This is a genomic window from Methylorubrum sp. B1-46 (genome assembly GCF_021117295.1).
Lineage (GTDB): Bacteria > Pseudomonadota > Alphaproteobacteria > Rhizobiales > Beijerinckiaceae > Methylobacterium.
In genome coordinates this window covers 5094168-5111368 of the sequence record NZ_CP088247.1, presented here as the reverse complement: position 1 = coordinate 5111368, position 17201 = coordinate 5094168, and the positions used below count along the sequence as shown (strand labels likewise).

Genomic DNA, 17201 nt, shown 5'->3' with positions numbered 1-17201 from the left:
ACCGTGGCGGACGACCGCGAGGCTCGGGAAAATTTCGGGCGGCGCAGGCCGGCTCAATCGTCCCCGGCCGCTGCCCCGCAAGACAAGGCCGTGAGCAAGCGCTCGCAGACCGTTTCCACGGTTCTCGTGGCGAGTGCAGGCCTTGCCGCGCTCGGCCTGGGCAGTCTTGACCGGACCGGACCGTCGCGGGACGTCCTCGTCTACGTCGATGCGGCGGCCTGCGCCGCCGACGGCATCCGCCCGGCCGACGAGTGCCGTACCGACTATGCCACCGCCCGCGCGGCCTATCCGTCAACCGCGCCGCATTACGGCTCATTGACGGAATGCGAGGGGCACCACGGCCTATCTCACTGCCTGCCGGATTCGAATGCGCCGACGCAATTCGTTCCCCGCATGGCCGGCTACCTGCTCGGACGCCGCGCCTCCGACTGGGTGACGCCCGAACCCGTCTACGAGCATCGCCAGGGTCACGGCGGTCATCACGGCGCTTACTGCACCGGATCGGGCGGCAAGGTCTCGACCGGGAGCGGGCGCCACGCCGCCTCAGCCACGCTCAAATCGGCCGCGGCGCAACCGACCAAGTTCGGCGGCTTCGGCGGCAGCGGCAAGAGCGTCTCCTCGTTCAGTGGCACCTGATGCGTCGCATCGCCTGCGGAGAGCGGCCCGGATGGCGGGAGATTGCGCGGGAGGCGGGCTTCGCCTTCCACACCATCGACGGCGCGCCGTACTGGGATGAGAGCCACGCCTACGCCTTCACGCTGACCGAGATCGAGGCGGCGATCGAGGCGCCGAGCGCCGAGCTGCACGCCCTCTGCCTCGCCTTCGCCGGGGACGCGGTGGAGGACGAGCGCATCCTCGCCTCCCTCGCCATTCCCGAGCCGGTCTGGGACACGGTACGGACGAGCTGGCGCCGGGGCGATCCGAGCCTCTACGGGCGCCTCGACTTCTCCTACGGCGGGACCGGACCGGCCAAGCTTCTCGAATACAACGCCGACACGCCGACCGCCCTCTACGAAACGGCGGTGTTCCAGTGGCTCTGGCTCGAACAGGGCCTGAGGGAGGGGCGCCTGCCACCGGGCAGCGACCAGTTCAACGCGGTCCATGAGCGGCTGATCGCACAGCTCTCGGAGGTCGCGCCGCCCGGCCTGTTCGCCTTCGCCGCCGACACGAGCGGCCCGGAGGATCTCGGCACCGCCGGCTATCTTCAGGACTGCGCCGTCCAGGCCGGCTGCGAGACGATCCTGCTCGACCTCGCCCAGATCGGCCTGCGCGCCGACGGCGCCTTCTGCGGGCCGGACGAGCGGACGTTTGCCGCCCTGTTCAAGCTCTACCCGTGGGAATGGGCGTTTCAGGATGCGTTCGGCGCGGCGGTCGCGGCCTCGCCGACGCGCTTCATCGAGCCGCCCTGGAAGATGGTGCTCTCGAACAAGGGCCTGCTCGCCCATCTCTGGGCCCGCGAGCCGGGCCATCCGAACCTGCTGCCGGCCTTCTTCGAGGATGATCCCGCCTGCGCGAGTCTCGGCGCTCATGCGCGCAAGCCGCTGCTCTCGCGCGAGGGCGCCAATGTCGAGATCTTTTCCGCCGAGGGCGCCTGCATCGCGGGCGAGCCCGGCCCCTACGGCGCGGAGGGCTCGATCCGGCAGGGCTTGGCGGAACTGCCGTGCTTCGATGGCCGCCGTCCGCTCATCGGCGCCTGGATCGTCGGCGACGCGCCGGCCGGGCTGTGCATCCGCGAATCGGATGGTCCGATCACCGGCGACGGCGCGCTGTTCGTGCCGCACCTGATCGAGCCGGCGTGATCGCTGTCCTGCAAAGAGGGGCCGGATAGGCTCCGACCCCTCCCGGCATCGCCGGTGTGCCGCTCAGCGGCCGGCGGCGCTGTTGCCGCCCCCAGCGCTGCCCGCGCCGCCGCCCATGGTGCCGCCGGGCGCCTTGCCGGTGGTCGAGCCCGTCGTGGCACCCGGAGCCATGGTGCCGGTCGAGCCGGCACCCGTACCGGTGGTGGGCCGCATGCTGTCGCCGGTGTTGTTCCGCATCGGGCTGGCGCTGTCCGTGGTGCCGCCGGTCCCGCCCTTGCCGGTGCTCGACTGGGCGAAGGCCCCGCCGGACACGGCGAGGGTCAGCGCGGCGGCCAGAGCGATGGTTTTGATCGGCATGGCTCGTTCCTTCCCTGGTTTCGTTCGCGGAGAACGAACACGCTGCTCGGCGTATGGTTCAGAGCCGATCGATTTCCCCTGCGGCTTCGCGGGCGAGCCGCCGCGACGCTGCGTCCGCCCTCCCGAAGCGCCGCGCGACCCTATATGCAGTGATGCCGTGACCGAGATCCTGTTCTACCACCTCCAGCGCCAGCCCCTCGAAAAGGTGCTGCCGAGCCTCGTCGAGAAGTCGCTGGAGCGCGGCTGGCAGGCGGCCATCCAGGCGGTGAGCGAGGAGCGGCTTCAGGCGCTCGACGACGGCCTCTGGACCTACACCGACGAGAGCTTCCTACCCCACGGCACGGACCGCGATACCGACGCGGCGACCCAGCCCGTCGTGCTGACTCTGCGCGAGACCAACCCCAACGCCGCCTCGATCCGCTTCCTCGTAGAGGGCGCCGCATTGCCCGAGGATGCGGAGAGCTACCAACGGATCTGCATCCTGTTCGACGGCACCGATACCGACGCGCTGCTGCATGCCCGCGAGCAGTGGCGCGGGGCCAAGGCCGCGGGGCACGCAGTCGCCTACTGGCAGCAGGACGAGAGCGGACGCTGGAGCAAGAAGGCGTGAGATCAACGCGTCGTCCGGCGGCGAGGCGCAAATAATCCGCACGACCAACCGGCCGAGGATCGTGAGACACCGATGATGCAAGCCTTCCCCTCTGCCCGGACCGGAACGGCCCGGCTCTGCCTCGCTGGCCTGCTGTCCCTGTCGGTCGGGCTGGGGCCGTTGCCCGCGCTCGCCCAGCACGGCCCGCCGGCGGATGGCCAGAGCCAAGCAAAGGGGCAGGCTCAGCCGCGCAAGGCGCCGGAAGGGCGCCGCCTGCCGCCGGATGCCACCACCGAGCACAGCATCGACGGACCCAACGGGCAGCCGCTTAAATTTACCGCGACCGCCGGCAGCCTCGCCCTGGTGGACGAGGAGGGCAAGCTCCAGTCCGAGATCGCGTTCATCGCCTACGCCAAGGCGGGCAAGCCGGAGGAGGCCGCCGCCCGGCCGATCACCTTCGGCGTCAATGGCGGGCCCGGCGCGGCCTCGGCCTACCTCAACATCGGCGCGATCGGCCCCTGGCGCCTCCCGACCGACGGCGCCTCGATCAGCCCGTCGCAGACGATCGCGCTCCAGCCGAACCCGGTGACCTGGCTCGACTTCACCGATCTCGTCTTCATCGACCCCGTCGGCACCGGCTACAGTCGGGCGGCGGACGGCGACGGCAAGAAGTACTGGAGCGTCGATGCGGACGTCTCGGTGCTGGCCGCCGCCATTGCCCGATACCTGCGCCAGAACGACCGGCTCGCCTCGCCGAAATTCTTCGTCGGCGAGAGCTACGGTGGGTTCCGCGGACCGCTGATCGCGCAGAAGCTCCAGCAGGATGTCGGCGTCGGCCTGTCGGGTCTCGTGCTGCTCTCCCCCGTGCTCGACTTCTCCTGGCTGCAGCCGGCCCGCACCACGCCCTGGGGGTTCGTCACCAAGCTCCCCTCCTTTGCCGCCGCAGCGTTGGAACGCGCGGGCACGACGCCGAGCCGCGAACGCATGAAGGAGGCCGAGACCTACGCGTCGGGCGCCTACCTCACCGACCTCCTCAAGGGTCCGGCCGACCGGGAAGCCGTGGCGCGACTCGCGGAAAAGGTCTCGGCGCTGACCGGGGTCGATCCGGACACCGTACGGCGTCAGGCCGGGCGGCTCACCACCCATAGCTACCAGCGCGAGATCGACCGCGATGCCGGCCGCGTGCTCTCGGCCTACGATACCGGTGTGACCGGCTGGGACCCGGACCCGACCGCACCGCAATCGGGCTTCGAAGATCCGGTGCTCGACGCGCTGCAGGCCCCGCTCACCACCGCCATGGTGCAGCTCTATCAGAGCCGCCTGAACTGGCGCGTCGAGAACATGCGCTACGAGCTGCTCAACAACGCGGTCAACCGCGGCTGGACCTGGGGCTCGGGCCGCTCGGCCCCGGAAGCCATGGGCGCCCTGAAGGACGCCCTGGCGCTCGACGGGCGGATGCGGGTGCTCGTCGCCCACGGCTTCACCGATCTGGTGACGCCGTACTTCACCTCGAAGATGCTTCTCGACCAGATGCCGGTCTATGGCTCGGCCGACCGGCTCAAGCTCTCGGTTTATCCCGGCGGCCACATGTTCTACACGCGGCCGGACTCGCGCAACGCCTTCCACGCCGACGCCGCCGACTTGTTCGCTCGGGCGCTGGAGACGCGCTCCGATGGAAGCGCGAAGGGCGAAAGCGGGTCGAGCGGGACCGTGCCGGAGAAGAGACCGACGCCTTGAGAATCGTTCTGGGACTTCTGCCCGCCCTGTTGCTGGCGGGCTGCAACAGCGCCGAACGCCGCGACCCGATCCAGGCCCCGCCTCCGCCGAGCGCGGTGCTGCCCGTGCCACCGAAGGCGCCGGCCGCGGCGCTCGGCCCCGTTCTCGATGGGAGCGGCGCCTGCACCGGTCCGGTGCCGGGAACGGCCACAGCCATCGAGCCCGGCATCGGCGAGTGCGACCTCGTCCGGCTCAAGGGCCGTCCGCCGACCGACGTTTTGGTCGGCGAGGGCCGGTCCGGTCGCGAGGTGCAGGTGCTCTACACCGAGCCCGGCGCCAAGGAGCTGTATTTCTTCGTGAACAACCGCCTCGATCGTATCGTTCGTTAACGCGCGAACCGATTGGGCCCGCGCTTGCTTCCATCCGACCGGTCTGGCCGGAAAAGCGAGGCGCGCGATGGGACACGAATACCGGTTCGGCATCGAGGAGGAGCTGTTCCTGGCGAGCAGCCGGACCCGAGCCGCGCCGCGCGAATCGGTCTCGGACTTCCACAAGGCGGCCCGAAGCCGGCTGGAGGGCGTCGAGCGCGAGATGCTGGAGAGCCAGACCGAGATCTGCTCCAAGCCCTCGGCGAGCTTCAGTGAGACCCATGAGGCGCTGGCCAAGCTTCGCACCGGCCTGTGCGCCATCGGCCGCGAGCACGGCCTGAAGGTCTTCGCCGCCGGCACCCACCCGACCGCGATCTGGACCGATCAGCGCGAGACCGCCAAGGTCCGCTATCGCAAGATGATCGAGACGCTGCAGATGGTGGGGCGGCGCTCCATCGTCAGCGGCCTGCACGTCCATGTCGAGGTGCCCGAGCCGAGCGAACGCGTCGCCCTGATCAACCGGCTGATGCCGTTCCTGCCGGTGCTGCTCGCGCTCTCGACCTCTTCGCCCTTCTACGAGCGCCACCGCACGGGGCTGGCCGGCTACCGCCTGCGCGCCTACGCGGAATTGCCGCGCACCGGCCTGCCGGAACTCTTCGACGGGGCCGGTGACTTCGAGCGCTACGTGCGGGTGATGACGCGGGCCGGTGCGATCGAGGATGCGACCTATCTCTGGTGGCACATCCGCCCATCGATCCGCTATCCGACCCTCGAATTGCGGGTCGCCGACAGTTGCACCCGGCTCAAGGACACGCTGGCCGTCGCCGCGCTCTATCGCTGCCTCGTGCGACTCTGCGTCCGCCGGCCCGATCTCAACGCTGGGCCGACGGGCGCCTCGCGCGGCTTCGTGATGGAGAACCTGTGGCGGGCGCAGCGCGACGGCGTCCACGCGGCCCTCATCGACGAGGCCGCGGAGGAGGCGGTGCCGGTCCGCCACCTTGTTGCGCGCCTGGTTGATCTCGTCGCGGAAGACGCCGCGGCCCTGGGCTGCGCCGCGCAAGTGGCCCACGCGCTCACCATCGCCGAGTGCGGCTCCAGCGCCGACGGACAGATTCGCGCCTACGAGGCGTCACTCGCGGCCGGCGGCAGCGAGCGCAAGGCGCTCTCCTGCGTCATCGATTGGCTCGCCCGCGAGACCGCGAACTGCGACGCGTAATGGCGCTGGCGGGCTCGGCCAGGAACATCGCCCGCCCGCTCCGGTTGCTCCGACAGGTCCGATTCTGCCTTAGGAGACATCCATGAGAATGCCCCTCACCGCTGCCGCCTGCCTGCTCCTGCTGGGCGCGGCGGGGATGCCGGCCCATGCCCAATCGGTCGGCGAGAAGACCGGCGTGAATTCTCTGATCGGCGTCGCCCCGACGGCGCAGGACTTCGTCACGCAGGCCGTCATCAGCGACATGTTCGAGGACCAGACGAGCAAGCTCGCCCTGGAGAAGGCGGACGAGAAGACCAAGGCCTTCGCCAAGAAGATGATCGAGGACCACAAGAAGACCTCGGACGAGCTGAAATCCGTGGTCCAGACCGGCGACATGAAGCTCACGCTGCCCACCGCGCTCGACTCGAGCCACCAGAGCAAGCTCGACAAGCTCAAGAGCCTGAGCGGCGAGGATTTCACCAAGCAATATCACGACGATCAGGTGACGGCGCACAAGAACGCCACCGATCTCTACAAGCGCTACGCCGAGGGCGGCGACAATGCGGCCTTGAAAGCCTTCGCCATCAAGACCAAGCCGCATCTCGACGAGCACCTGAAGATGGCGCAGGACCTCGCCAGCAAGAAGTAGGTTTTGCGGCTTGGGGCGGCGTTCGGTGGCGAGCGCCGCCTCTTTCACGACCAGTCCAGTGCGAGGCTGTTGGACCCGATTGTCCTGGCAACCTGAGCGCTGCTCATACTGAGGTGCTGCGCCGGCAGCCTCGAAGCACGCCGCAACGCTTCACCCGTCTGATCGGCGTCTTTTGATCGAAGGTTCAGGCGTGCTTCGAGGCCAAGCTCTCGCTCGGCACCTCAGCATGAGGAGCTGCGGTGCCGCCCTTAAACCGCGCGCAGACAGGCACTTCAGCGCAATCGGGCTATATCCGTCCTTCGGCCGTCGCCGCGAACGCCGCGGCCTTCGCCCGGATCACCTCCGCCGCCCGATCGATGCCGGCACGGTCCACGTCGAGATTGGCGGTGGCGCGGATCTGGTGCGTTCCGATCGCGCGCACCCGCACGCCTTCCTCAAGGCAGGCCTTCGCGAAGGTCGAGGCGGTGATGCTCAGGCCCTCCACCGTGAAGCACAGGATGTTGGATTGCCCCGCTGTCGGGTCGAACGCGAGGCCCGGCACATCGGCGATCAGCCGGTGCAGCCGGCTGGCATTGGCGTTGTCCTCGGCGAGTTGCGTCATGTGGTGGTCCAGCGCGTAGAGGCCTGCCGCCGCCAGCACGCCCGACTGACGCATGGCGCCGCCGAGCCGGTACTTCCACTGCCACGCCTGTTCGATAAAATCCCGCGTGCCGCACAGGACCGCCCCGACCGGGCAGCCGAGCCCCTTGCTCAGGTCGATCCAGGCGCTGTCGAAGCCGGCCGCGTACTCTGCCGCCGAGAGCCCCGTGGCCACCACCGCGTTGAGCAGCCGCGCCCCGTCGATATGGGCCTTGAGACCGCGCGCCTGGGCATAGTCTCGGATCAGGCGCATCTCGCCAATGTCCCAGACCGTCCCGCCGGAAAAGCTTGTCGTCTGCTCGATCGAGACCAGCCGTGAGCGCGGCGCCGTGCGCTGCGGGACCCGGATCGCCGCCTCGACCTGGGCGAGGGAGAACAGGCCGACCCGCGTCGGCAACGGCTTCACCGACACGCCGCCGATCGCCGCCGCGCCCGCGGCTTCCGTGTTGTAGATGTGGGACTGGTCGTCGACGATGATCTCGTCGCCGGCCCGGCAATGGACGAGGATCGAGGCGAGGTTGCACATCGTGCCCGACGGCATGAACACGGCCGCCTCCTGACCCAGCATCTCGGCCACCCGCTCGCACAGGGCATTGGTGGTCGGATCGGAGTTCGACTGCTCGTCGCCAACCTGCGCCCGTGCCATAGCCTCGCGCATGCCCGGCGTCGGCCGCGTCTGGGTGTCGCTGAACAGGTCGATCATGGCGCATCCATCCGGTGTCTGGTCCTGTCGCATCGTCCGCGACACCCGGCCTTCTCGGTTCCGCTAAATGCATAAAAAATTCAATCGGCCGCAAGCAAGCTCGATCACGGCGCCCCCATTGTCCCCGCGGAAACACTGCACATTCGACGTGGCTCACGAAGGTGGGAACGGTCACGTATCTCGACAGGCGGTAGCAGCAAGTCTAGGAATTACGACGCGAATTTTCGCATTTAAAATTCTTTGAGAGCTCGATGAATAGAATTGAGCCCAGTATCGGGATCAGCCGCCGCTACCTTCACGATGAGGTCGCGGACCGGATGCGTGAACTGATCAATGAGGGCGAGCTGGAGCCGCGTGCGCGCGTCAACGAAAGCGAGTTGACCGAGCGGTTCGGGATCTCACGCACGCCGCTCCGCGAGGCGATCAAGATTCTGGCGACTGAAGGTCTTTTGGAGCTGCTTCCCAACCGCGGTGCCCGCGTTGCCAGCATCTCGCGCAACGAACTCGAGGAGATGATCGAGATCATCGCCGGGCTGGAAGCCACCGCCTGCGAACTCGCCTGCCGCTCGATCACCGAGGACGAGCTGAACACGATCGAGGCGATGCACCGGGACATGGTGGCGGCGTGGCAGTCCCGCGACGAGTCGAACTATTTCCGCCTCAACCGCGAAATCCACGAAGCCATCATGGTGGCGAGCCGCAATTCCAAGCTGCGCAGCCTCTATCTCGGCCTCACCGGCCGCATCCAGCGCTCCCGCTACAGCGCCCACCAGACCGAGGCGCAGTGGGCGCTGGCGGTCGAGGAGCACGAGAGCATGATCCCGCTGCTGCGTGCTCGCGACGGTGACGGTCTGGCCACGCTGATGCGGCGGCACATCCGCGCGAAGAAGCCGGTGATCGCGGCGATGTATGGCGAGGAGGAGAGCTGACACGCCTCCCGCTCGATCGAAGCGGGGAGCGGATCAGCCAGCCCGCGCGGCGCTTGAGCGACGGCCAAATCCGCCATCCCGAAAGGGGTCCGGATTTGATATGAGGCGCCGCGTCGAACCCGCGGTCGTCGCGAGGCTCGGCGCAAGCGAAGACGGGCGGGGCGCCCGTTACCGCCCCTTGAAGTGCGGCGGGCGCTTCCCGAGGAAGGCTTCCATGCCTTCGCGAAAATCCTCGCTCATGTAGGTCATCAGGATCAGGTCGTCGCCGGCCTGTTCGCCGTCCCCAGCCTCCGCCGCGCCCTCCTCGGCGATGCGGCGCAGGCCCTCCTTGGTCGCCTGCAGAGTGAGGGGCGCGTGGCTCGCGAGCAGGGCGGCGAGCGCGTCGGCGCGGGCGGCAACGGCGGCCGCATCCTCCACGATCTCGTTGACGAGGCCGATGGCGAGGGCCTCCTGCGCCTCGACGAGCCGGGCGGTGAACAGGATGTCCTTCACCCGCGGTGCACCGATCAGGTTCGCCAGACGCCGCAGGGTGTTCTGCGACAGGCAGTTGCCGAGGGTGCGGGCGATAGGGATGCCGAAGCGGGCGTCGCGACTGGCGATGCGGAGGTCGCAGGCGGCGGCGATCGCTGCCCCGCCGCCGGTGCAGGCTCCGGCGATCGCCGCAATGGTCGGCACCCGCAGGCGCTCCAACCCGCCGAGCACCCGATCCATGAAGCGCTCGTAGCCGATCGCGTCCTCCAGCCTGCTGAAGCTGCGGAACTGGGCGATGTCGGTGCCGGCTGCGAAGGCCTTGTCGCCGGCGCCGGTGATGATCACCGCCTTGATCGCGCGGTCCACCTCGATCCGCTCGCACAGCTCCACCAGGCCGCGATACATGGCGAAGGTGAGCGCGTTGCGCGCCTGCGGCCGGTTGAGGGTGATGCGGGCGATGCCCGCCGCATCCACCGCGAAGAGCAATTCGTCGGTCTTGGCGTCAGCGTTCATCGGGCATCCCTCTTCATCTCGTCTTAGGTCGCCGTCTCGCGCACGATATTCCGGGCGACAAGATCGTCGATCGCCGCCGCGTCATAGCCGGCTTCCGCCAGGATGGCGCGGCTATGCTCGCCGAGCAGCGGCGCCGGCCCGTGCACCCGTCCCGGCGTCGCCGAGAACTCGACCGGCAGGCCGAGCGTGCTCATCCGCCCGGCGCGGGTATGCTCGACCTCCACCACCATCTCACGGGCCAGCGCCTGCGGATCGGCCTGCATGGCGAGCACGTCGAGGACGGGCCCGGCCGGCACGCCGCCGGCCTCCAGCCGCGCGAGCCAGTCGGCGGAGGATGCATTGCGAAAATGCGGGGCGAGCGCCGCAGCGAGCGCCGTGCGGTTCTCCATCCGGTCGCGATTGGCCGAGAAGCGCGGATCGGCAGCAAGGTCTTCAGCGCCGAGCACCGCGAGCAGGCGCAGCCAGTTGGTCTGGTTGGCCGCGCCGATCGTGATCCAGCCGTCGGCCGTCTCGAACGCCTCGTAGGGGGCGTTCAGCGGATGGGCCGAGCCCATGGGCCCCGGCGCGACGCCGGTCGCCATGGCGATGGCCGATTGCCAGTAGGTGAGGGTGATGCCCGCCTCGAACAACGAGGTATCGACCACCTGGCCCTCGCCGGTCTTCAGCTTGCGGACGTGGGCGGCGAGCACGCCCATCGCCGCCAGAATGCCGGCGGTGATGTCGGTGACCGGCGGCCCGCACTTCATCGGCGGGCGGCCGGGTCCCTCGCCGGTAATGCTCATCAGCCCGCTCATGCCCTGCGCCACGAGATCGAAGCCCGCCCGATCGGCGTAAGGACCCGATCGGCCGAAGCCCGAGAGCGAGCAGTAGACCAATCCCGGAAATTCCTGCCTCAGGATCTCGTAGCCGAGGCCGAGGCGCTCCATCGTGCCGGCGCGATAGTTCTCGATGAGCACGTCCGCGTCCGTGAGCAGGCGGCGCAGGATCGTCTTGCCCTCCGCGCTCTTGAGGTCGAGGGCGATGCCGCGCTTGCCGCGGTTCATCATCATGTAGGCCGCGCTCTCGCCCTCAATGGCCGGAGGGACCGAGCGGCGGGTGTCGTCGCCGCCCTCGATCTTCTCGACCTTGATGACCTCGGCGCCCATGTCGCCGAGCATCAGCCCACAGACCGGCCCGGCCATGATGTGGGCGAGTTCGATCACCTTCACGCCGGCCAGCGGACCGGACTTCCGAGCCTGCGTCATGGCGCTCAGCCGACCCACGCAACGGGGCTGCACGCAGGAAGCGAGTCGGACGGTCGATTGGATGCCTGCCATCGGCCCATCGGACGAAACTCCCTTGAATCGCGAACGGCTCCGTGACGGCGTCGGCGAGCCGCCGAGCCCGGTCGCGTCCGCTCGCATTTTGAATTGATTTTATGGGCCTAAAAGAAGCCATGGCAACCAGTTTTGAATGCGATTTTCACGAGTGAGGAAGAAGCCGGGTTCATCCGGGGCGGCCGATGGAACGCCTTGGCCCGCTCCCGGTTGTCGCGAAAGCGTGGCCGTCGGGATGGTGCTTTTCCAGCCCGGCGCGGGCGAGCGGAGGGATCGATGCGCGGGTTGAGCACGGCACTCGGAGTTGCGGCGGCTTTGGCCGTCACGGCGGCGGGGATCGCACCCGCGGACGCGTCCTGCGCCCGCCGGATCATCAACAAGTCGGGCTACGTCGCCCTGGTCAGCCGCGACGGCGGCCCGTGGGTCGCGGTGCGGCCGGGCCGCTCGCAGACAATCAACTATTACCAGTCCGGCCGCATCGACGTGGCCCTGACCTGCGGACCGGGCGCCCTGCCTGAGCAGGCCGCCTACCGGGCAAGCTACGACACGGTGGCGATCATCGACCGCTGCTACATCCGCTTCGGCGACGGCTTCTTCGAGAACCAGCTCGGCGGCGGTTTCCTCGGCCGGAAGGAGACGGGGCCGCTCGCCCTCAACAACCCGCGCCAAGGCGACCTCGTCGTCGGCCCGCAGGCCGGCACCTGTCCGGCCGCGGAGCGTGCGGCGTTGAGCGCCCGCTATTAGCCATGCGGCCGGGTGCGTGCTAACCCGCGTGCCCCGTCGTCAGCGACGACGCGCCGAGACATTCATCATGCGCTCGATCCTACCCATCGCCGGAGCCATCGTCCTCGCCATGACCAGTGCCGCTTCCGCCGCCCAGCCCGTGACGCTGCCCTCAGGCCTCAGCTACACCGACGAGGTGGTCGGCACCGGACCCGAGCCGAAGAGCGGCCAGCAGGTCACCGTCCACTATACCGGCTGGCTCGACGAGGGCGGCGGCAAGCGCGGCAAGAAGTTCGACTCCTCCCGCGACCGCGGTCAGCCCTTCTCCTTCACCATCGGCGCCGGCCAGGTGATCCGCGGCTGGGACGAGGGCGTCGCCACGATGAAGGCCGGCGGCCGCCGCATCCTGACGATCCCGCCGGAGCTGGGCTACGGTGCCCGCGGCGCCGGCGGCGTGATCCCGCCGAACGCGACGCTGATCTTCGACGTCGAGCTGATCGGCTCGCGCTGATCGCGATAATCCCTCCGGCGCCCCTGCGGGCGCCGGATCTCGTCAGCGACGGCTTCAGATGAGCTTGTGCTCACGCGCCAGCGCCATGAGATCGCGCTGCGGCCGGGCGCCGATATGCTCGATCACCTCGGCCGCCGCGAGGGCGCCGAGACGGGCCGAGGTCGCGTAGTCGATTCCGCGGGTGTAGCCGGCCAGGAAGCCCGCCGCGAACAGGTCGCCCGCTCCCGTTGTGTCGATCACCTCGCGTGCCGGGAAGGCCTCCACCGCCCGCACCTCGCCGCCACGTACCACGAGCGCGCCGTCCGCCGAGCGGGTAACGAGGCCGAGCAGGTGGTGGCCCTGTCCGCCGCGCTCCTCGCGCAACGCCGCGACCGCCGCTTCGGGATCATCGGTCTGGTAGAGGCTCTGCAGCTCGCCGATATTGGCGAACAGGATGTCGATGCTGCCGTTGCGGATGAGTTCGAGGAACTCCTCGCGGTAGCGGCCGACGCAGAAGGCGTCCGACAGCGTCAGCGCCACGGCATTGCCGGCCGAATGCGCCACCTTCACCGCCTTGCGGAACGCATCCTTGGCGGCGGGCGGATCCCACAGATAGCCTTCGAGATAGGTGACGCGGGCCGCGCGCACGATGGCCTCGTCCACGTCGTCGGGCGAGAGGCCCTGGCAGGCGCCGAGATAGGTGTTCATGGTGCGCTCGCCGTCGGGCGTCACCAGGATGAAGCAGCGGGCGGTGGCCGGTCCTTCGGTCGCCGGCGGTACGTCGAAGCGCACGCCGGTTGCCTTCAGGTCGTGGCTGAACAGCCGGCCGAGTTCGTCCTCGTGCACCTTGCCGACGAAGCCGGTCTTCGCGCCGAGTAGGGCCGCGCCGACGGCGGTGTTGGCACCCGAACCGCCGGAGACGACGGTGGCCGGGCCCATCACCTCGAAGAGGTTCTCGGCCCGCGGCTCGTCGATGAGCTGCATCGCGCCCTTCGCCACGCCCTGCTGGGTGAGGAAGTCCTCGTCGGCATGGGCGATGACATCGACGATGGCGTTGCCGAGGACGAGAAGGTCGAGGGATTGGGACATCGGGCCGTCCGATCTCGCGAAAAGGATGGCCGGGCCTGTCGCACCCTGCTCGACAAGCGTCAAGCAAGGGCCGGCTCAGGGCTCCGCGAACAGGGCCGCGACGGGCAGCGTAAGACCGGGTGGATTGAGGTGGAGGTCGCCGGACGAGGTGAGGCGGGTCTCGATCAGGTCGCCTGCGCCGCGGCGGTGATGGATCACCGTACGTCGTTCTGTGTCGAGGATGAGGTAGTGCTGCACGCTCGGCAGGCGGAAGTAGCCCTGGAACTTGAAGCCGGTGTCGACCTGCTTCGTGCTCGGTGAGAGAACCTCGACGACGATGAGCGGTTCGGGGACCGTCGTGGCATCGGGATCGATACGCCCGCCGCAATGGACGAGAGCATCCGGCTCGAAGACCGTTTGCTCGTCGACCCGAACGGACAGACCGTCCGGCAGCATTTCGCAAGGGACGCCGCAAGCGCGGATCGCATCGCGCAAGGCCGTCTGCGCCGCGAATTTCGTCACCGCATGCCGTACACGCTCCGGCGACATCGAGAAGACCTCGCCATCGGCGAGTTCGTGCCGTCCTGGCTGGCCCTCGGCCCAAGCCAGGAATTCATCGGCGGTCATGCGGATTTTGGGCTGCACGCTCATAGGCTTGAGCCTATCACCATTCCCGATGCCGGCGAAGGCGGGACGTTACTGCTGCAGCGCCTTCACCTCGCACTGCGCGTAGTCCGAGCTCGCCTTGACGTAAGCGTTGAGCTTCTGGACGTAAGCCCCTGCAATCGATTGGAAAGCCTGGGCCTGCGCGTTGTAGGCCTTGATCGCGTCGTTGTAGCTGTAGGCCTCCCAGCCGGGGCAACCGTCCTTCTTGTCGAGGCAAGCGGGTTTTTCGGGCAGCTTCGGCTTTTCCGGCCGCGCCTCGGCCGGCGGGGGCGTCGGCGGCGTGCAGGGGGCGGCGAAGGCCTGCCCCGCGAGGCCGGCGAGCGCCAGTGCCGTGATGATGCGTCCTGCCATGATCGGTTCCTGAAGGCCCTGCCGCGACGGTTCTGCCCGCCGAGTTGTGGCGGGAATGGGACGCGAAGACACCCGCGGAGGCCTCAGCGTTAACGCACCGTCGCGCGAGATCGGTTAGAACGCAGCCCATGCCGCGCACGCCCCTTTCCGCCGCCGTCGAATCCTTGAGCGAGGACGCCGCCCAGGCGCGCCACGCCGAGCTGTCGCGGGCGATCGAACGGGCGAACCACCTCTACTACAACGAGGACGCGCCCGAACTCACGGATGCCGAGTACGACGCCCTGCGTCGGGAGTTGGAGGCGATCGAGGCGCGGTTTCCCGCCCTCACCGGCACCACCGAGGCGAGCGCGGGCGTCGGCGCCAAGCCTTCGGAAAAGTTCGCCAAGGTCCGGCACGCCGTGCCGATGCTCTCGCTCGGCAACGCCTTCGCCGACGAGGACGTGGAGGAGTTCGTCGCCCGTGTGCGCCGCTTCCTCAACCTTCCCGCCGACGAGCCGGTGGCCTTCACCGCCGAGCCGAAGATCGATGGGCTGTCGCTGTCGCTGCGCTATGAGGCGGGCAGGCTCGTCACCGCCGCCACCCGCGGTGACGGCGAGGTCGGCGAGAACGTCACCGCTAACGCGCTGACCGTGGACGACATTCCCGAGCGGCTATCGGGCGAGGGCATCCCCGAGGTGCTGGAGGTGCGCGGCGAGGTCTATCTCTCGCACGCCGATTTCGCCGCCATCAATGCGCGCCAGGAGGCGGCCGGCAAGCCGCTCTTCGCCAACCCGCGCAACGCCGCCGCCGGATCTCTGCGTCAGCTCGATCCGGCGATCACCGCCTCGCGGCCCCTGCGGTTCTTCGCCTATGCCTGGGGCGAGGTCTCGGAGCCCTTCGCCGACACGCAATCGGCGGTGCTGGAGCGATTCCGGGGCTGGGGCCTGCCGGTCAATCCGCGGACCAAGCTGTGCCGCTCGGCCGAGGAGATGGTCGCGCATTACCGCGCCATCGAGGCGGAGCGGGCCGGCCTCGGCTACGACATCGACGGTGTCGTCTACAAGGTGGATGATCTCGGCTTCCAGCGGCGGCTCGGCTTCGTCAGCCGGGCGCCGCGCTGGGCGCTGGCGCACAAATTCGCGGCGCAGGAGGCGATCACCGAACTGCTCGCCATCGACATCAATGTCGGCCGCACCGGCTCGCTCAACCCGCTGGCGCGCCTCAAGCCCGTGACTGTGGGCGGCGTCGTGGTCTCGAACGCGACCCTGCACAACGAGGGCTACGTCCAGGGCGTCGGCGCCGACGGCGAGCCGATCCGCGAGGGCCGCGACATCCGCGTCGGCGACACGGTGATCGTGGTGCGCGCGGGCGACGTGATCCCGAAGGTGATAGACGTGGTGCTCGACAAGCGCCCGGCCGACGCCGTGCCCTACGTCTTCCCGGACACCTGCCCCGCCTGCGGCAGCCGGGCCGTGCGTGAACTCAACCCGCGTACGAAAAAGCTCGATGCGATCCGCCGCTGCACCGGCGGGCTGATCTGCCCGGCGCAGGGGGTGGAGCGGCTGAAGCACTTCGTCTCGCGCAACGGCTTCGACCTCGAAGGCTTCGGCCAGACCTATATCGAGGTGCTGTTCGAGGCCGGCCTCGTGAAGCAGCCCGCCGACCTGTTCCGCCTGCAATTCGAACCGCTGAAGGCGGCGATCGTCGCCCGGCGCGAGGCGCTCTCGGCCCAGCGCCGGGCCGAGGGCGAAGCGGCGCCGAAGAAGCCGACGAAGAAGAAGGGCGAGGAGGAGGACAAGGCGATCAAGAACCTGCTCGCCTCGCTCGACGCCCGCCGCACGATCCCGCTCAACCGTTTTCTGTTCGCGCTCGGCATTCCGCAGATCGGCGAGTCGACCGCCAAGGCGCTGGCCAAGCGCTTCCCCGACATGCCGGCGCTGATGGCGGCGCTCGACGCGGCGGCGAAGGCGCAGGCAGGGCGCGACTGGCTCGAACTTTCGGCGCTCCCCCGGATCGGACCGGGCACCCGCGACCGGCTGTTCGAAACTCTCGATCCGCTGCCGGACGAAGCGATGCAGGATCTGAGCCTCGGCGCCCGCCTGCGCGGCCGGCTGACAGCCTCCCAGCGCGAGGCGGTGCTGGCCCATTACGGCAGCGAGGCGGAGGCCGACGCGGCCCTGGAGCGGGCCGCCTCGCAGCGGCCGGGCGACGCCTACCGCCTGTTCGCCGATGACGGCGAGATCGGCCCCGTGGCGACGGATTCGCTGATCCAGTTCTTCTCCGAGCCGCACAACGACGCGGCGGTGCGGGCGCTGCTTGAAGAGGTGAGCACCGAACCGCTGGCCGCTCCCACCACCTCGGCGGCGGCGTTTGCCGGCAAGACGGTGGTGTTCACCGGCACCCTCGAGAAGATGACCCGCAGCGAGGCCAAGGCCACCGCCGAGCGCCTGGGCGCCAAGGTCTCGGGCTCGGTCTCGGCCAAGACCGACCTCGTCGTCGCCGGCCCCGGCGCCGGCTCGAAGCTCAAGGATGCCGAGCGGCACGGCGTGAGAGTGGTCTCGGAGGACGATTGGCTGGCGATGCTGGCGGAGGCGTGAGGTGACGCCACAGCGCAGTCGCTTGGGTCGATGATGACTTTGTCATACACTCAGCCGATCGCCTTCGAAGCAGCGGCACTCAC

The 17201-nt window shown here is 69.0% G+C and carries 18 protein-coding genes; 11 read left to right on the top strand and 7 right to left on the bottom strand.

The window, feature by feature from the left end; genetic code table 11:
• Positions 1 to 3: 3 nt before the first annotated feature.
• Together LPC10_RS23670 and LPC10_RS23665 are read left to right on the top strand one after the other, a co-directional pair.
• Positions 4 to 636: a DUF1190 domain-containing protein gene (locus tag LPC10_RS23670; protein WP_370644609.1), complete on the top strand. Its 633-nt coding sequence runs from the start codon at positions 4 to 6 to the stop codon at positions 634 to 636.
• The gene (locus tag LPC10_RS23665) at positions 636 to 1799 is read left to right on the top strand and encodes a glutathionylspermidine synthase family protein (protein ID WP_231344681.1); all 1164 of its coding nucleotides are present in this window, start codon (positions 636 to 638) and stop codon (positions 1797 to 1799) included. The genes LPC10_RS23670 and LPC10_RS23665 overlap by 1 nt, the downstream gene beginning before the upstream one ends.
• A 63-nt stretch (positions 1800 to 1862) precedes the next feature.
• Here LPC10_RS23665 and LPC10_RS23660 read toward each other — a convergent pair whose 3' ends face one another.
• On the bottom strand, positions 1863 to 2156 hold the full coding sequence (locus LPC10_RS23660; protein WP_231344680.1) for a hypothetical protein: 294 nt from the start codon (positions 2154 to 2156) through the stop codon (positions 1863 to 1865).
• Between the two features lie 157 nt (positions 2157 to 2313).
• Between LPC10_RS23660 and LPC10_RS23655 the strand changes: the two genes are divergently transcribed.
• The 5 genes from LPC10_RS23655 (at position 2314) to LPC10_RS23635 (ending at position 6673) form a co-directional block, all read left to right on the top strand.
• Positions 2314 to 2766 carry a DNA polymerase III subunit chi gene (locus tag LPC10_RS23655; RefSeq protein ID WP_231344679.1) on the top strand — a complete coding sequence of 151 codons (453 nt, stop codon included), beginning with the start codon at positions 2314 to 2316 and terminating at the stop codon, positions 2764 to 2766.
• Positions 2767 to 2838: 72 nt separating this feature from the next.
• The gene (locus tag LPC10_RS23650; RefSeq protein WP_231344678.1) at positions 2839 to 4482 is read left to right on the top strand and encodes a S10 family peptidase; all 1644 of its coding nucleotides are present in this window, start codon (positions 2839 to 2841) and stop codon (positions 4480 to 4482) included.
• Positions 4479 to 4850, top strand: coding sequence for a hypothetical protein (locus tag LPC10_RS23645; RefSeq protein WP_231344677.1), 372 nt, complete (start codon positions 4479 to 4481; stop codon positions 4848 to 4850). Before LPC10_RS23650 ends, LPC10_RS23645 begins: the two co-directional genes overlap by 4 nt.
• A 67-nt stretch (positions 4851 to 4917) precedes the next feature.
• Positions 4918 to 6045, top strand: a complete 1128-nt coding sequence (locus tag LPC10_RS23640; protein WP_231344676.1) for a carboxylate-amine ligase — start codon at positions 4918 to 4920, stop codon at positions 6043 to 6045.
• Between the two features lie 82 nt (positions 6046 to 6127).
• The gene (locus LPC10_RS23635; RefSeq protein WP_108942480.1) at positions 6128 to 6673 is read left to right on the top strand and encodes a DUF4142 domain-containing protein; all 546 of its coding nucleotides are present in this window, start codon (positions 6128 to 6130) and stop codon (positions 6671 to 6673) included.
• A 286-nt stretch (positions 6674 to 6959) separates the two neighbouring features.
• Here LPC10_RS23635 and LPC10_RS23630 read toward each other — a convergent pair whose 3' ends face one another.
• Positions 6960 to 8015 carry a low specificity L-threonine aldolase gene (locus tag LPC10_RS23630; RefSeq protein WP_231344675.1) on the bottom strand — a complete coding sequence of 352 codons (1056 nt, stop codon included), beginning with the start codon at positions 8013 to 8015 and terminating at the stop codon, positions 6960 to 6962.
• A 251-nt stretch (positions 8016 to 8266) separates the two neighbouring features.
• On the opposite strand from LPC10_RS23630, the gene LPC10_RS23625 reads away from it, so the two are divergent.
• Positions 8267 to 8944 carry a GntR family transcriptional regulator gene (locus LPC10_RS23625; protein WP_231344674.1) on the top strand — a complete coding sequence of 226 codons (678 nt, stop codon included), beginning with the start codon at positions 8267 to 8269 and terminating at the stop codon, positions 8942 to 8944.
• A 168-nt stretch (positions 8945 to 9112) separates the two neighbouring features.
• Here LPC10_RS23625 and LPC10_RS23620 read toward each other — a convergent pair whose 3' ends face one another.
• A complete protein-coding gene (locus LPC10_RS23620) occupies positions 9113 to 9928 on the bottom strand; it encodes an enoyl-CoA hydratase (RefSeq protein WP_231344673.1) in 816 nt (271 codons plus the stop codon).
• Between the two features lie 23 nt (positions 9929 to 9951).
• The gene (locus LPC10_RS23615; protein WP_231344672.1) at positions 9952 to 11172 is read right to left on the bottom strand and encodes a CaiB/BaiF CoA-transferase family protein; all 1221 of its coding nucleotides are present in this window, start codon (positions 11170 to 11172) and stop codon (positions 9952 to 9954) included.
• Between the two features lie 348 nt (positions 11173 to 11520).
• On the opposite strand from LPC10_RS23615, the gene LPC10_RS23610 reads away from it, so the two are divergent.
• Positions 11521 to 11988: a hypothetical protein gene (locus tag LPC10_RS23610; protein ID WP_231344671.1), complete on the top strand. Its 468-nt coding sequence runs from the start codon at positions 11521 to 11523 to the stop codon at positions 11986 to 11988.
• Between the two features lie 67 nt (positions 11989 to 12055).
• Complete coding sequence (locus LPC10_RS23605) at positions 12056 to 12478, top strand: FKBP-type peptidyl-prolyl cis-trans isomerase (protein ID WP_231344670.1); 423 nt, start codon at positions 12056 to 12058, stop codon at positions 12476 to 12478.
• Positions 12479 to 12532: 54 nt separating this feature from the next.
• On the opposite strand, the gene LPC10_RS23600 is transcribed toward LPC10_RS23605, so the two are convergent.
• The 3 genes from LPC10_RS23600 to LPC10_RS23590 all read right to left on the bottom strand — a co-directional run bounded on the left by LPC10_RS23600 (position 12533) and on the right by LPC10_RS23590 (position 14542).
• Entirely contained in the window at positions 12533 to 13546 is a 1014-nt protein-coding gene (locus LPC10_RS23600) for an adenosine kinase (RefSeq protein WP_231344669.1), read from the bottom strand.
• Between the two features lie 75 nt (positions 13547 to 13621).
• Complete coding sequence (locus LPC10_RS23595; RefSeq protein ID WP_231344668.1) at positions 13622 to 14176, bottom strand: Uma2 family endonuclease; 555 nt, start codon at positions 14174 to 14176, stop codon at positions 13622 to 13624.
• Positions 14177 to 14221: 45 nt separating this feature from the next.
• On the bottom strand, positions 14222 to 14542 hold the full coding sequence (locus LPC10_RS23590) for a hypothetical protein (protein WP_231344667.1): 321 nt from the start codon (positions 14540 to 14542) through the stop codon (positions 14222 to 14224).
• A gap of 128 nt (positions 14543 to 14670) precedes the next feature.
• Between LPC10_RS23590 and ligA the strand changes: the two genes are divergently transcribed.
• The gene (gene ligA, locus LPC10_RS23585) at positions 14671 to 17118 is read left to right on the top strand and encodes an NAD-dependent DNA ligase LigA (protein WP_231344665.1); all 2448 of its coding nucleotides are present in this window, start codon (positions 14671 to 14673) and stop codon (positions 17116 to 17118) included.
• The last annotated feature ends 83 nt before the right edge of the window (positions 17119 to 17201 follow it).

Coding starts and splice junctions, on each gene's coding strand:
- LPC10_RS23605 (WP_231344670.1), top strand. CDS start 12,056: ATGCGCTCGATCCTACCCATCGCCGGAGCCATCGTCCTCGCCATGACC.
- LPC10_RS23590 (WP_231344667.1), bottom strand. CDS start 14,542: ATGGCAGGACGCATCATCACGGCACTGGCGCTCGCCGGCCTCGCGGGG.
- LPC10_RS23660 (WP_231344680.1), bottom strand. CDS start 2,156: ATGCCGATCAAAACCATCGCTCTGGCCGCCGCGCTGACCCTCGCCGTG.
- ligA (WP_231344665.1), top strand. CDS start 14,671: ATGCCGCGCACGCCCCTTTCCGCCGCCGTCGAATCCTTGAGCGAGGAC.
- LPC10_RS23615 (WP_231344672.1), bottom strand. CDS start 11,172: ATGACGCAGGCTCGGAAGTCCGGTCCGCTGGCCGGCGTGAAGGTGATC.
- LPC10_RS23620 (WP_231344673.1), bottom strand. CDS start 9,928: ATGAACGCTGACGCCAAGACCGACGAATTGCTCTTCGCGGTGGATGCG.
- LPC10_RS23630 (WP_231344675.1), bottom strand. CDS start 8,015: ATGATCGACCTGTTCAGCGACACCCAGACGCGGCCGACGCCGGGCATG.
- LPC10_RS23595 (WP_231344668.1), bottom strand. CDS start 14,176: ATGAGCGTGCAGCCCAAAATCCGCATGACCGCCGATGAATTCCTGGCT.
- LPC10_RS23640 (WP_231344676.1), top strand. CDS start 4,918: ATGGGACACGAATACCGGTTCGGCATCGAGGAGGAGCTGTTCCTGGCG.
- LPC10_RS23600 (WP_231344669.1), bottom strand. CDS start 13,546: ATGTCCCAATCCCTCGACCTTCTCGTCCTCGGCAACGCCATCGTCGAT.
- LPC10_RS23665 (WP_231344681.1), top strand. CDS start 636: ATGCGTCGCATCGCCTGCGGAGAGCGGCCCGGATGGCGGGAGATTGCG.
- LPC10_RS23610 (WP_231344671.1), top strand. CDS start 11,521: ATGCGCGGGTTGAGCACGGCACTCGGAGTTGCGGCGGCTTTGGCCGTC.
- LPC10_RS23635 (WP_108942480.1), top strand. CDS start 6,128: ATGAGAATGCCCCTCACCGCTGCCGCCTGCCTGCTCCTGCTGGGCGCG.
- LPC10_RS23650 (WP_231344678.1), top strand. CDS start 2,839: ATGATGCAAGCCTTCCCCTCTGCCCGGACCGGAACGGCCCGGCTCTGC.
- LPC10_RS23625 (WP_231344674.1), top strand. CDS start 8,267: ATGAATAGAATTGAGCCCAGTATCGGGATCAGCCGCCGCTACCTTCAC.